General features: G+C 68.8%; 16 protein-coding genes and 1 tRNA gene. 14 read left to right on the top strand and 3 right to left on the bottom strand.

Annotation, left to right across the window (positions count from 1 at the left end; translation table 11 throughout):
• Positions 1–59 precede the first annotated feature (59 nt).
• Complete coding sequence (locus ELQ90_RS07295) at positions 60–332, bottom strand: DUF4031 domain-containing protein (RefSeq protein WP_128494594.1); 273 nt, start codon at positions 330–332, stop codon at positions 60–62.
• A gap of 219 nt (positions 333–551) precedes the next feature.
• Between ELQ90_RS07295 and rplU the strand changes: the two genes are divergently transcribed.
• From rplU to ELQ90_RS07225, 14 genes are all read left to right on the top strand, one after another.
• Complete coding sequence (gene rplU, locus ELQ90_RS07290) at positions 552–860, top strand: 50S ribosomal protein L21 (protein WP_128494593.1); 309 nt, start codon at positions 552–554, stop codon at positions 858–860.
• Positions 861–877: 17 nt separating this feature from the next.
• Positions 878–1,135 (top strand): 50S ribosomal protein L27, encoded by a 258-nt coding sequence (rpmA, locus tag ELQ90_RS07285; RefSeq protein WP_128494592.1) that lies wholly within the window; start codon positions 878–880, stop codon positions 1,133–1,135.
• A gap of 128 nt (positions 1,136–1,263) precedes the next feature.
• Positions 1,264–2,811 (top strand): GTPase ObgE, encoded by a 1,548-nt coding sequence (obgE, locus tag ELQ90_RS07280; RefSeq protein ID WP_128494591.1) that lies wholly within the window; start codon positions 1,264–1,266, stop codon positions 2,809–2,811.
• On the top strand, positions 2,795–3,598 hold the full coding sequence (gene proB / locus ELQ90_RS07275; protein WP_128494590.1) for a glutamate 5-kinase: 804 nt from the start codon (positions 2,795–2,797) through the stop codon (positions 3,596–3,598). The genes obgE and proB overlap by 17 nt, the downstream gene beginning before the upstream one ends.
• Before the next feature lie 87 nt (positions 3,599–3,685).
• A complete protein-coding gene (locus tag ELQ90_RS07270; protein ID WP_128494589.1) occupies positions 3,686–4,951 on the top strand; it encodes a glutamate-5-semialdehyde dehydrogenase in 1,266 nt (421 codons plus the stop codon).
• Between the two features lie 84 nt (positions 4,952–5,035).
• Positions 5,036–5,293 (top strand): hypothetical protein, encoded by a 258-nt coding sequence (locus ELQ90_RS07265; protein ID WP_243696052.1) that lies wholly within the window; start codon positions 5,036–5,038, stop codon positions 5,291–5,293.
• A gap of 11 nt (positions 5,294–5,304) precedes the next feature.
• A complete protein-coding gene (gene nadD / locus ELQ90_RS07260; protein WP_279432125.1) occupies positions 5,305–5,904 on the top strand; it encodes a nicotinate-nucleotide adenylyltransferase in 600 nt (199 codons plus the stop codon).
• Positions 5,901–7,031 carry a hypothetical protein gene (locus ELQ90_RS07255; RefSeq protein WP_128494588.1) on the top strand — a complete coding sequence of 377 codons (1,131 nt, stop codon included), beginning with the start codon at positions 5,901–5,903 and terminating at the stop codon, positions 7,029–7,031. Before nadD ends, ELQ90_RS07255 begins: the two co-directional genes overlap by 4 nt.
• A gap of 15 nt (positions 7,032–7,046) precedes the next feature.
• Positions 7,047–7,448: a ribosome silencing factor gene (gene rsfS / locus ELQ90_RS07250; RefSeq protein ID WP_128494587.1), complete on the top strand. Its 402-nt coding sequence runs from the start codon at positions 7,047–7,049 to the stop codon at positions 7,446–7,448.
• Between the two features lie 48 nt (positions 7,449–7,496).
• Positions 7,497–7,569: transfer RNA gene (locus tag ELQ90_RS07245), tRNA-Ala, on the top strand.
• A gap of 225 nt (positions 7,570–7,794) precedes the next feature.
• The gene (locus tag ELQ90_RS07240) at positions 7,795–8,880 is read left to right on the top strand and encodes a Gfo/Idh/MocA family protein (RefSeq protein WP_128494586.1); all 1,086 of its coding nucleotides are present in this window, start codon (positions 7,795–7,797) and stop codon (positions 8,878–8,880) included.
• A gap of 45 nt (positions 8,881–8,925) precedes the next feature.
• Positions 8,926–9,513, top strand: a complete 588-nt coding sequence (locus ELQ90_RS07235) for a dihydrofolate reductase family protein (RefSeq protein WP_128494585.1) — start codon at positions 8,926–8,928, stop codon at positions 9,511–9,513.
• A 67-nt stretch (positions 9,514–9,580) separates the two neighbouring features.
• Positions 9,581–10,357 (top strand): EI24 domain-containing protein, encoded by a 777-nt coding sequence (locus ELQ90_RS07230; RefSeq protein WP_128494584.1) that lies wholly within the window; start codon positions 9,581–9,583, stop codon positions 10,355–10,357.
• A gap of 64 nt (positions 10,358–10,421) precedes the next feature.
• A complete protein-coding gene (locus ELQ90_RS07225) occupies positions 10,422–10,982 on the top strand; it encodes a YceI family protein (protein WP_128494583.1) in 561 nt (186 codons plus the stop codon).
• Positions 10,983–11,003: 21 nt separating this feature from the next.
• Here ELQ90_RS07225 and ELQ90_RS07220 read toward each other — a convergent pair whose 3' ends face one another.
• Positions 11,004–12,044, bottom strand: a complete 1,041-nt coding sequence (locus ELQ90_RS07220; protein ID WP_128494582.1) for an FUSC family protein — start codon at positions 12,042–12,044, stop codon at positions 11,004–11,006.
• Positions 12,041–12,769, bottom strand: coding sequence for an SOS response-associated peptidase (locus tag ELQ90_RS07215; protein ID WP_128494581.1), 729 nt, complete (start codon positions 12,767–12,769; stop codon positions 12,041–12,043). Before ELQ90_RS07215 ends, ELQ90_RS07220 begins: the two co-directional genes overlap by 4 nt.
• Positions 12,770–12,772: the final 3 nt, after the last annotated feature.

Below are 12,772 nucleotides of genomic sequence, written 5' to 3'. Positions count from 1 at the left end.
GGGTCGGATCGCCGGGGAGACCTCGGGTCCGGCCCGTCCTCGTCCCGCGACGGACTCGCTCAGTGCCGCGGGCGGTCCTTCGCCCGGACGCGGAGGCCCGATGCGATGAGTCGTCGGGTCAGCTCGTTGGCCGACACGGGCTCGGCGCCGGACGCGACGAGTCGGTCGTACTCGTGGCGCGGCACGTCGTAGTGGTCGAGATCGAAGCTCCTGGGCGGCAGAGCAGCGGCTCGCGCGAAGCGGTGGAGCTCGTCGATCGACGCGTCGCTCACGAGGTGCGACCAGAGCGTGTCGTGAGCCGGCCACTGCGGGGGATCGATCAGGACCGTCATGCTGCCGAGTCTACGAGGCACGCCGCGCCGGGTGTCATTTGCCGCAAGAGGCTCCCATGGCGTAAACTCGACCCTTGGTGCGCGCAGCTTATCCCTGCGTCCGAACCGAGGTTTTCTGACCGGACAGACTTTTCATCCCACGAGGTCTGGCGAGGGCAGTGACAATCCTTTCCAAATCGAAGCCAGTGAGCGCGAGCTCCCGGGAGAAGTAGGTACGAAGTGGTTTACGCAGTAGTGCGAGCCGGCGGTCGCCAGGAGAAGGTCGAAGTCGGCACCATCGTCACGATGGACCGCGTCAAGGCGGACAAGGACGGCAAGCTCACGCTCGCGCCGGTCCTCCTCGTCGACGGCGAGACGATCACGTCCGACGCCAAGGCCCTCGAGAAGGTCGTCGTGTCGGCCGAGGTCATCGAGAACCTCCGCGGACCGAAGATCGTCATCCAGAAGTTCAAGAACAAGACCGGCTACAAGAAGCGTCAGGGGCACCGTCAGGAGCTCACGCGCGTCAAGGTCACCGGAATCAAGTAGCCAGAGGAGAGACAGACATGGCACACAAGAAGGGTGCGAGCTCTACTCGCAACGGTCGTGATTCCAACGCCCAGCGCCTCGGCGTGAAGCGCTTCGGTGGACAGGTCGTCCTCGCGGGCGAGATCATCGTCCGCCAGCGCGGCACACACTTCCACCCCGGCGTCAACGTCGGTCGCGGCGGCGACGACACGCTCTTCGCGTTGTCCGCCGGTGCGGTCGAGTTCGGCCGCAAGGGTGGCCGCAAGGTCGTCAACATCGTGGCGGCCGCCGAATAGTCGGTGGTCTTCCAGGCAAGGGCGAGCTTCGGCTCGCCCTTGCCGTTTCTCCGGGTCCGCCTCCGGGCCCCGTCCACTCGGACGGACCGGCGGGCCCGCAACCGCATGACAATTAAGGAAGTGGTTCGATGGTCACCTTCGTCGATGAGGTGACTCTGCATCTCAAGGCCGGTAACGGCGGCAACGGCTGCGTCTCGATCCGTCGAGAGAAGTTCAAGCCTCTCGCCGGTCCGGACGGCGGTGCGGGAGGAGACGGTGGCGACATCGTCCTCGTGGCCGACCCGCAGACGACCACGCTCCTCGCGTATCACCGGGCTCCCCACCGTTCGTCGCAGAGCGGCGGCTTCGGCATGGGCGACTACCGCAACGGCACGACGGGTGAGACCCTCGAACTCCCGGTGCCCGTCGGTACGGTCGTCAAGGACGCCGACGGCAACGAACTCGTCGACCTCGTCGAGCCCGGCATGCGCATCGTCGTCGCCCCGGGAGGCCAGGGCGGCCTCGGCAACAACGCCCTCGCGAGCTCCAAGCGCAAGGCCCCCGGCTTCGCCCTGCTCGGCACGCCCGGCTGGGAGGGCGACATCGTCCTCGAGCTCAAGACGGTCGCGGACATCGCGTTCGTCGGCTTCCCCTCAGCGGGCAAGTCGAGCCTCATCGCCGCCGTCTCGGCAGCCAAGCCCAAGATCGCGGACTACCCCTTCACGACGCTCGCGCCGAACCTCGGCGTCGTCCAGGCAGGCGACGTGCGGTTCACCGTCGCGGACGTGCCCGGTCTCATCGAGGGAGCGAGTGAGGGCAAGGGGCTCGGTCTCGAGTTCCTCCGCCACGTCGAGCGCTGCTCTGCACTCCTGCACGTGCTCGACTGCGCGACCCTCGAACCCGGGCGGGACCCGGTGAGCGATCTCGACGTCATCCTCGGCGAGCTCGCCGCCTACCCCGTGCCGGAGGGTCAGACGCCGCTCACGGAGCGTCCGCAGCTCATCGCCCTCAACAAGGTCGACGTGCCGGATGCCCGCGACCTCGCGACACTCGTCCGTCCCGAGCTCGAGAGCCGCGGCTTCCGCGTCTTCGAGATCTCGGCCGCGAGCCACGAGGGACTGCGGTCGCTCACGTTCGCGCTCGCTGAGATCGTCGCCGAGGATCGTGCCCGCAAGGCCGAGGCTCCGGCCCCCGAGCGCATCGTCATCCGTCCGAAGGCCGTCGACGAGAAGGACTTCGAGATCCGTGTCGAGGGCGGCACCTACGGCGACGTCTACCGCATCCTCGGTGCCAAGCCGGAGCGCTGGGTGGCGCAGACGGACTTCACGAACGACGAGGCGATCGGCTTCCTCGCGGATCGGCTCGCGAAGATCGGCATCGAGGAGGCGCTCATGAAGAAGGGCGCCGTCGCCGGGTCCACCGTCGTCATCGGCCCGGGTTCCGGCATCGTGTTCGACTGGGAGCCGACGCTCACCTCGACGGCCGAACTCATCACCACTCCGCGCGGCGTCGACGCCCGCCTCGACACGAACGCCCGCCCGACGCGCGGGGAGCGTCGCGACGCGTACTTCGAGCGGATGGACGCCAAGGCCGAGGCGCGCGAGGAACTCGAGCGCGAGCGCACGGCCGGACTGTGGCGGTCCGGTGACGAACTCGTGCACGAAGACGAGCTCGTCGACGATGGCGACGGCCGCTGACCGGTCCGCGGTGCGCGACGCGCGCCGCGTGGTCGTGAAGGTCGGCTCGTCGTCGATCAGCGGTGCCAACGCCCGCAACATCGAGCATCTCGTGGACGCGATGGCGGCGGCCCGCGCCCGGGGTGTCGAGGTCGTGCTCGTGTCGTCCGGTGCGATCGCGACCGGCATGCCGTACCTCCGGCTGTCGACACGACCGACGGACCTCGCGACGCAGCAGGCCGCGGCCGCGGTCGGCCAGAACCTCCTCGTCTACCGGTATCAGGAGAGCCTCGACCGTCACGACATCGTCGCGGGGCAGGTGCTCCTCACCGCCGGCGACCTCGAGAACCCGACCCACCGCTCCAACGCCCAACGCGCGATGGAGCGGCTGCTCGCCCTCCGCATCCTCCCGATCGTCAACGAGAACGACACCGTGGCGACCCACGAGATCCGCTTCGGCGACAACGACCGATTGGCCGCGCTCGTATCCGTCCTCATCCGGGCGGACGCGCTCGTCCTGCTGAGCGACGTCGACGCCATCTACACACGCCCGCCCGCCGAGCCCGGCGCGGAACGGATCGCCATCGTGACCGACGGCTCCGAGCTCGACGCCGTCACCTTCGGCGCCTCCACGAGCGGTGTCGGGACGGGTGGAGCGTCCACGAAGGTCAGCGCCGCCCGCCTCGCCGCAGCCGCCGGTACGGGCGTCCTCGTGACGTCCGTCGAGCGGGTCGCCGACGCCCTCGCGGGTGGGGAGATCGGGACCTGGTTCGTTCCAAGCGTCGCGGAGCACGATCAAGGCCACTGACCTCCCGTCCCGCTCCCGCCGCTTCGCGACGTGCGCACCGTCGTCCTCGACCGACCGGGAAGGCCGGTCGGTCGGTAGAATCGGACGATGACCGAGACCGCCGTCGCCACGCCCGTCCTCGAGCGATTCCGGGCCGGACGCGCCGCCGCCGTCCGCCTCGCCACCACGACGGGAGCCGAACGCGCGAGCGCCCTCGCCGCTATCGCCGAAACGATCGATGCGAACATCGGTGCGATCGTCAGTGCGAACGGGCTCGACCTCGCGAACGGTCGAGAGAACGGCCTGTCCGTGGCCCTTCTCGATCGGCTGACCCTCACACCCGAACGCGTCACGTCCCTCTCAGCGTCCGTCCGGGAGATCGCCGCTCTGCCGGACCCGCTCGGTCAGACGGTCCGCGGTTCACGGCTCGCCAACGGGCTGAAGATCGATCAGGTGCGGGTGCCGTTCGGCGTCGTCGGCGCGATCTACGAAGCGCGCCCCAACGTCACGGTCGACATCGCCGCGCTCGCCCTGGCGAGCGGTAACGCGAGCGTCCTCCGTGGCGGTTCGGCGGCCGAGCGGAGCAATGCCGTCCTCGTCGCTCTCATCCAGGACGCCGTCTCCTCCGTCGGATTGCCGCGCGAGACCGTCCAGACCGTCGACGATTTCGGGCGGGCGGGTGCGACGGCGCTCATGCAGGCGCGCGGGCTCGTGGACGTCCTCGTGCCGCGGGGGAGTGCGGGTCTCATCGAGACCGTCGTGTCATCGTCCACGGTCCCCGTCATCGAGACGGGCGCCGGCGTCGTGCACATCGTGCTCGACGAATCGGCCCGCGAGGACTGGGCCGTCGACATCGTCCACAACGCGAAGGTCCAGCGGCCGAGCGTCTGCAACGCGGTCGAGACCGTGCTCGTCCACGAGGCGTCGGCCGAGCGTCTGCTCCCTGCGGTCCTCGACCGACTCTCAGCCGCCGGCGTGACCGTGCACGGAGACGATCGGACACGCGAGATCTGGCCGAGCGCCGTTCCGGCCGGCGAGGAGGAGTGGGCCACTGAGCACATGAGCCTCGACATCGGAGTGCGCGTCGTCCGCGACCTCGACGAGGCGATCGAGCACATCCGTCGCTACTCCACGAGTCACACCGAATCGATCATCACGGATGACCTCGCGAATGCGGAGCGCTTCCTCTCCGAGGTGGATTCGGCCGTCGTCATGGTCAACGCGTCGACCCGCTTCACGGACGGCGGCGAGTTCGGCTTCGGGGCGGAGGTCGGCATCTCGACGCAGAAACTGCACGCGCGCGGTCCGATGGGGCTCACCGAGCTCACGAGTACCAAGTGGATCGTGCGCGGGAACGGCCAGAGTCGCGCCTGACCGGCCTGGCGTGGGTTCGTCCGCTGCCGGTATCAGCGGATAGACTGGAGGAGCGCTTGTCGCGCACGAACGAACGGAGCACGGATGTCGATGGTCGCAGCGTCAGTTGACGCGGTGTCGCTGGTGGCGCGAGTGGTCGCAGAGACCGAAGCGCACCACACCGAGTTGCCGATGCCGGCCTTCATGTTCGGTGTCGTCGCCGCTGTGATCTTCGCGATCCTCGGCTTCGTCATGTTCTCCTACCGAGACGTCGCCAATCGTCAGCCGCACTCCTCGAACGCGGCCGCCCGGCCCGGTGGTTCCGACCCGCACGGACACGACGCGACCGCCTCCGGCCACTGACGCGACCCCGCGTGGCTGACCAGAAGCGCCGACCCCGCATCGGGGTGATGGGTGGAACGTTCGATCCGATCCATCATGGGCACCTGGTTGCCGCGAGCGAGGTCGCGACGTCGTTCGATCTCGACGAGGTCGTCTTCGTCCCCACCGGTCAGCCGTGGCAGAAGACGGTCGTCACGGAGAGCGAGCACCGCTACCTCATGACCGTCATCGCGACGGCCGCCAACCCGCGCTTCACCGTGAGCCGGGTCGACATCGACCGCGACGGACCCACCTACACGATCGACACGTTGCGCGATCTGCACCGCGCCAAGCCCGACGCCGAACTCTTCTTCATCACGGGAGCCGACGCCATCGCTCAGATCCTGAGCTGGAAGAACGTCGAGGAGCTCTGGTCGCTCGCGCACTTCGTCGCCGTCACGCGGCCGGGTCATACGCTGTCCGTTTCAGGATTGCCGAGCCGACGCGTAAGCTTGTTGGAAGTTCCGGCCCTGGCGATCTCGTCGACGGACTGTCGGAGCCGGGTGAGCCGGGGATTTCCGGTTTGGTATTTGGTTCCAGATGGCGTCGTCCAGTACATCACCAAACACCACCTGTATCGGAGTAGCACATGACCCCGCCCGCTGAGCAGCAACCGCTCTCGCGTCGGCAGCTGCGCGAGCTGCAGAGAACGGGACAGATTCCGACCTCGCCCGCCGCGGAAGCCCCCGAGGATTCCAACGTCTCCCAAGCTGCGTCGACCGAGTCGGAGAGCCCTCTCTCGGGCCAGGAGATCGACTCGAGCGACGGTGATATCGCAGACGGCGCCGTTTCCCGCTCCGATCGGGGCGAGACGCCTTACGCCAAGGTCGCGCCGACCGACGAGGTCATCGAGACCGCGGAGATCGTGTCCCCGCTCCCGGCGCCGACGTCGCAGGGCTCCGAGGTCATCGTCCCGGTCATCCCGACGAACGGGGTACCGCTCACCCGCCGCCAGGCTCGTGAGCTCGAGCGTGCGCGCACGGCATCCATCACCGTCGTGCCGGCCGGCGCCGGAGCAACACCGGGGGAGACGGGCGAGATCGTCACGGCCGAGCCCATCGACTCGACCGGTGCGCACGCTCCCGTCACCGAGGAGAAGCCCGATACGGAGCTCGAGGTCGTGGAACACAACGCCTCCGAGACCGGCGACCTCACCGAGGTCGTCATCGACGCGGAATCGACGGCGGACGACGCCGACTCGGGGGACCACGGCCAGTCGGTCACCGTCGCCGACGGCTTCGGCGAAGCCGCCCTGACGACGGACACGGATCCCCTCGCCGAGGAGGAGGCGTTCGACACGCTCATCGCCACGGGCATCGCCGACGCGGAGTCCGATCGGACGCCCACCACGTCGAGCACCCTCATCCTCGGATCGCCCATGGCCACGTTCACGGGCCCCATCGGCGGAACCGGCGAGATCATGGTCACGGGATCGATCGATCTGCCGCGCACGATGTCGGGCACGGCCGACCCCGACACGCACGACCGTGCCGACTACGATCGTTCGCTCGACCACGAGCCACCCGCCCCGCCGACCGCCGGCACTCCCGTGTCCGCCAGCCGCGCGGTGAGCACGCACACCTCGGCGCGCGACATCATCGCTCCGCCCGCACGATCCAAGAAGCCCAGCATCGTCCCGATCCTCGCGATCACGGCGGGCGTCCTCATGGTCGCCGTCATCGCCGTCATCGTGACGAGCCTGCTCACGGGCGCCCTCTAGGTTCAGGAGAACCGCATGACTGCATCCGAACAATCGCGCGACATGCTCGCGATCGCGGCCGACGCCGCGACGTCGAAGGCCGCGCAGGACCTCGTCGCCCTCGACGTGTCCGAGCCGCTCCCGCTCGTCGACATCTTCCTCCTCGCGACGGGACGAAGCGAGCGTAACGTCGTGGCGATCGCCGACGAGATCGAGGACCGCCTCATCGCGTCCGGGACGAAGGCGGTCCGTCGCGAAGGCAAGGCCGAGGGGCGGTGGATCCTCCTCGATTTCGGCGACCTCGTCGTCCACGTCTTCCACGAGGAGGAGCGCATCTACTACTCGCTCGAGCGCCTCTGGAAGGACTGCCCGGTCGTTCCGATCCCCGAGACGGCGACGGTGTCCGGAGCCTCGGCTGTCGATTCGACCGACGCCTGATCCTGTTGTAGGATCGATGAGTTGCCTCCCCCGGGAGGGAACGAATCTGGGTCTGTGGCGCAGCTGGTAGCGCACCTGCATGGCATGCAGGGGGTCAGGGGTTCGAGTCCCCTCAGATCCACCGATATAGGAGTCGAAACCCCGCAACCGTCACGGTGCGGGGTTTCGTCGTTTTCCGACCGGGATGATCTCCCGTCGGCGATGTCGCTCGCGGAGCGCGCCGGGGCTCTCGGACGGGGTGTTGCTCGAATCGACGCGCGACAGGCGCTGCACCCGTGCCTCGTCGGCCGCGTCGCCATGGTGGGATGGGTGCACGGGCCGCACGGCCCGGTGACGAGGAGGACACGTGACAACGACACCGCTCAGGGTCGGCATCGTCGGGACGGGGTGGAGGGCCGAGTACTTCGCGCGGATCGCCGTGGCACTCCCGGACAGGTTCGAACTCGTGGGGGTCACGAGCCGCACGCCGGAGAACCGGGAACGCTTCGCCCGCTCGTGGAGGACCAGGCCGTTCGACTCGGTCGGCGACCTCGTGGGCGCCGGTCGGCCCGAACTCGTCATCACGAGCGTTCCCGTGCCCGCGAACCCCGACGTGATCGGCGACCTCGTGGACCTCGGCGCGCACGTGCTCGCCGAGACGCCGCCGGCCCCGACGCTCGCCGGCCTCGTCGACCTGTGGGATCGCGTCGGTGCGGGCGGTCTCGTGCACATCGCCGAGCAGTATCCCGAGTTGCCCGGCCATGCCGCGCGGAGGGCGGTGGTCGCGAGCGGCGCCATCGGCGATGTGTCGAGCGTCCAGGTCTCCTCCACCCATGGGTACCACGCGGTGGCGCTCATGCGGTCGTTCCTCGGATACGCCGGCCACGGAGCCGTGACCGTACGGGCGTCGACGTTCGACGCCCCGCTCGTGGATCCGCTGAGCCGCGCCGGATGGAGCCACGACGACCGCCCGAAGCGGGCCCGCACGATCCTCGCGACGCTCGACTTCGGTGACGATCGCTCCGGTCTCTACGATTTCACCGACAACCAGTGGCACAACCGGCTGCGCTTCCGGCGCATCCTCGTGCGCGGCAGCAGGGGCGAGATCTCCGGAGATGCCGTGGTCCGACTGGCGGGCGACGAGACGGTTCTGACGTCGAGCATCAGCCGATCGCAGCTCGGTCACGATCTGAACCTCGACGGGCACGACACCGAACACCTCGCATTCGACGGGTCGATCGTCTGGCGGAACCCCGTCCTCGGCGCCCGGTTCATGGACGAGGAGATCGCGATGGCTGCCGTGATGCTCCGAGCGGGCACGTGGGCGCGGGGCGAGGGCGACGGTCCCTACTCACTCGCCGACGCGAGTCGAGACCACGCGATCGCCCTCGCGATCGACGAGGCCGCCGAGACCGGTGCGGCCACGGTCGAGTCCGACCTGCCCTGGGCCTGACGCCGTCGGGGGCCGATGTCGGTCGCGTCCTCTAGTGTGCCCGTCATGGGACGCATCATCTTCGACAGTGCAACGAGCATCAACGGGTGGATCGCGGACGAGGACGACTCGCTCGCGTGGCTCTTCGCGGTCGAGGGCGGTGAGCATCCGGACGAGGGGCTCTTCCCCACGGACGCCGTCGTCCTCGTGGAGGGGTCGACCACCTACGAATGGCTCCTCGCCGAGCAGGACATCCTCGCCAATCCCGAGAAGTGGGCGGAGTTCCACGGCGAACGTACGACGTTCGTGTTCACCTCCCGAGACCTCCCGGTGCCGGAGGGGGCGGACATCCGGTTCCTGTCCGGCTCCGTCGCCGATGCGCTGCCGACGATTCGCGTCGCCGCGGGCGATGGCGACATCTGGGTCGTCGGCGGGGGAGACCTCGCGGGGCAGTTCCTCGACGCCGGAGCTCTCGACGAGATCGCACTTTCCGTCGCTCCCGTCGCGCTCACCGGGGGAGCGCCGCTCTTCCCGCGCCGCGTCGAGTCCGACCGGTTACGTCTCGAGTCCGCCACCGCCGTCGGTCAGTTCGCCCGGCTCGTCTACTCGGTGAAGCAGGTGGCGTCCACATCGGATCCCGTCGAATCCCCGTGACCGTTCCGTCGTGTCCGTCCGGCGGGCCACGACGTGCGGCACGCCGAGCGCACGCTAGCGTTGCAGCGTGCAGAATGCGTCGCGACCGAGCGTGATTGGCCGGTTCTTCACCGGCGTCGGATACTTCTGGAAGGGCTTCGCCTACTGGGGCCGACGGCCGAGCCTCATGGCACTCGGCGCCGTCCCGGCACTCATCGTCGGCCTCGTGATGGTCGCCGCGCTCGTCGCCCTCGGCTTCTTCCTCGACGAACTCGCGGTCCTCGTGACACCGTTCGCCGATCCCTGGGGAGCGATCTACCGGGAGACCCTCCGGCTGGCCGTCGGGGCTGCGATCCTCGTCGCGGCCGTGCTGCTCGTCGTCGTGACCTTCACGGCCGCGACGCTCGCGGTGGGCGATCCCGTCTACGAACGGATCTGGTTGCGCGCGGAGCGCGATCTCGGAGCGTTCGAGGCTCCCGTGGAGCTCCCGTTCTGGGCCGGAGTCCGTCGGGCGACGGGATCAGGTCTGCGGCTCGTCGGGTTCACGCTCATCACGGGAGTCCTGGTCTTCGGCATCGGGCTCATCCCCGTCGTCGGAGCCGTCCTCGGTCCGGCGTGCGGTTGGCTCGTCGGCGGCTGGGCCGTGGCGAGGGAATTGCTCAGTCGCCCGGTCGACGCGCGGGACCTCGACCGGCGCGCCGAGCGGGCCATGAGGGCGGCGAACCGGCCCCTCGTCCTCGGGTTCGGCCTCATGGTCTACGTCGTCTTCCTCGTGCCGTTCGCGGCCGTCGTCGCGATGCCCGCCGCCGTCGTCGGGTCGACGATGCTCTTCCGGAAATTCGTCGCACCGATCGGGAATACCTGAGACATCTATTCACTTGAATCCTTTGTGCCCGGGAGAGTCCCGCGGCGACGAAGGAGATCCTGACATGACTGCATCCTCGACGATCGACATCCCCGGCTACAAGGTCGGCACCTGGACCCTCGACCCCTCGCACAGCGAAGTCGGTTTCAGCGTCCGCCACCTCATGATCAGCAAGGTCAAGGGGACCTTCGGATCGTTCAACGGAACCTTCACGACGACGGAGAACCCCACGGACTCGACCGCGACAGCCTCCGTCGACGTCGCCTCCATCAACACCAAGGACGAGGGTCGCGACGCGCACCTTCGTTCGGCCGACTTCTTCGACGTCGAGAATTACCCGACGATCGAGTTCGTCTCGACGGGCGCGCGTGACGAGAACGGCGACCTCAAGGTCGACGGCAACCTCACGATCAAGGGCATCACGAAGCCCGTCACGTTCGACTTCGAGTTCGGCGGCTTCGGCCAGGACCCCTACGGCAACTACAAGGGCGGCGCCACCGCGACGACCGTGATCAACCGCGAGGACTTCGGCCTCACGTGGAACGCCGCCCTCGAGAGCGGCGGCGTGCTCGTCGGCGACAAGGTCACCATCACGCTCGACCTCCAGGCCGTCCACCAGGCCTGAGCCGAACGGCCCCGCGTGGGTTCAGTCCGAGCCCACGATCTCCTCGCGCACCCGTCGCAGGTCTTCGAGCAGCGAACCGATCAGGATCCAGTGATCCGGGTTCGCCCTCGGGACCGCGACGGGTGCGGTGAGTAGAGGCGGTTCCGCTGCGGTTTCCGGTACCGTCCCGAGCCCGGTGTCGACGATGATCCGGAGATCGTGTCCGGCACGCTCGAGCTGCGACGCGATCTCTCCGACCACAGGGTCGTCGAGGAGATCGGGCTCGTACCCGTCGCGGATGCTGCGTGTCATCCCCACGACCCGATGGACGAGCGGAGTGAGCCGCGCGAGGAGCGCAGAGGTCTCCTCGACTGCCGGACCGACCGCCCCGCGGCGGGGATTGAGTGCGAGCGACTCCTCGGCGTCCGTCACAGCGGCGAAAGCGGACTCGCGCATGGGGCGCAGGAGTCGCGCCTCGATCATGAGCGTCTCGAGTCGGCTCCGCTCGATCGGCCCGCGAAGTGCGGCCCCGAGCTGTTCGAGGTGGTCGGCGATCGCGGTTCCGAGTAGTTGGACGGACGACCGTGCCGGCGCGATGGCCACGGGCGGGACGACGAGCGCGTTGACGACGACGGCCGTCGCCGCTCCGATGAGAGTCTCGACGATCCGCAGGGCCGCGTATTCGGGAGTCGCCGCCCCGAGAGCCAGCACGAGCATCGCGCTGATGGCGACCTGGTTGGCCGACGTCGGCGAGAGACGGAGCGCCCACGAGGCAAAGATCGCCACGACGATCGCGACGATCACGATCCAGCCGGCTGCGCCGAAGGCCAGGGAGACGCCCGTGGCGATAGCGACGCCCGCGACGACGCCGACACTGCGCTCGAGCGCCTTCGTGAGGGACTGGTTCACGCTCGGCTGCACGACGATGAGAGCGGCGACGGCTGCGAAGACCGGAAGTTCGCCCGGGAGGGCGACCCCGGCGATGACCCACGCGAGCACCGTCGCGATCGACGTCTTCACAGCCTGGAGGAGCGGGATCCGCGTACTGGATCGGACGGACCTCGCGAGGGCGAGCCGCCTCATGGTGCGGCCGGGTCCTCCACCGGCTCGATGAGCGCGGGCCCGGTGTTCGCGACGTTGCCGACGGCCTTCGACACGGCGTGGAAGCGGGTGCCGTCCACGACCGTCATGCTCGCGTCCAGCACGCGGTCGAGGAGCGCATGGTCGCCCGACGTACTCGGTTCGAGCCACGTCGAGGCGACGTCCTCGCTCAGCATGAGGGGCATCCTGTCGTGTATGTCGGCGAGGGGCCCGGCCGACGGTCGCGTGATGATGGTCGTCGACAGGAGCCAGCGGTTCGGGTCGTCGTCAGTAGCCCCGGGCGTCCGCCACCACTCGTACAACGCGGCGAACGAGAACAGTGCGCCGTCCTCGGGATGGATGAAGTACGGCTGCTTTCCCGCTGCGCTCGTCCGCCACTCGTAGTAGCCCGTGGCGGGCACGATCGCGCGCCGTTTTCGGACCGCTTGCCGGAAGGCCGGCTTCTCGGCCGCGGACTCGATGCGCGCGTTGAACATGCGCGACCCGACGGACGGGTCCTTCGCCCACGAGGGCACGAGTCCCCAGCGCGCCGATTCGAGGCGCTTCACGATGGTGCCGTCGTCGTCGGCGGTCTCGACGACGACGGCAATCTGCGTCGTCGGGGCGATGTTGAAGTTCGGCTCGGGCAGGTCGTCCGCCGCCCGGTCGACGTCGAAGATCGTGAGGAGCTCGTTCGACTCCTTGGCGACGACGAAACGACCGCACATGGC

The sequence above is a fragment of the Labedella phragmitis genome (assembly GCF_004078635.1).
Taxonomy (GTDB): domain Bacteria; phylum Actinomycetota; class Actinomycetes; order Actinomycetales; family Microbacteriaceae; genus Labedella; species Labedella phragmitis.
Note: the sequence above shows the minus strand (reverse complement) of the source record. Positions and strands in the feature narration are given on the sequence as shown.